This window comes from Enterobacter sp. HG048 (assembly GCF_024702055.1).
In the GTDB taxonomy this organism is placed as follows: Bacteria; Pseudomonadota; Gammaproteobacteria; order Enterobacterales; family Enterobacteriaceae; genus Enterobacter; species Enterobacter dykesii.
In genome coordinates this window covers 1-327 of sequence record NZ_JANLIZ010000041.1, presented here as the reverse complement: position 1 = coordinate 327, position 327 = coordinate 1, and the positions used below count along the sequence as shown (strand labels likewise).

Annotated in this window: 1 rRNA gene; it reads left to right on the top strand. The window is 53.8% G+C overall.

Features of this window, described 5'->3' with window-relative positions:
* A 23S ribosomal RNA gene (locus NUX24_RS21710) occupies window positions 1–327 on the top strand; the annotation flags it as partial.

Here is a 327-nt window from a genome sequence, read left to right as displayed (position 1 = left end):
CCTTGAAATACCACCCTTTAATGGCTGGTGTTCTAACGTAGACCCGTAATCCGGGTTGCGGACAGTGTCTGGTGGGTAGTTTGACTGGGGCGGTCTCCTCCCAAAGAGTAACGGAGGAGCACGAAGGTTAGCTAATCCTGGTCGGACATCAGGAGGTTAGTGCAATGGCATAAGCTAGCTTGACTGCGAGAGTGACGGCTCGAGCAGGTGCGAAAGCAGGTCATAGTGATCCGGTGGTTCTGAATGGAAGGGCCATCGCTCAACGGATAAAAGGTACTCCGGGGATAACAGGCTGATACCGCCCAAGAGTTCATATCGACGGCGGTG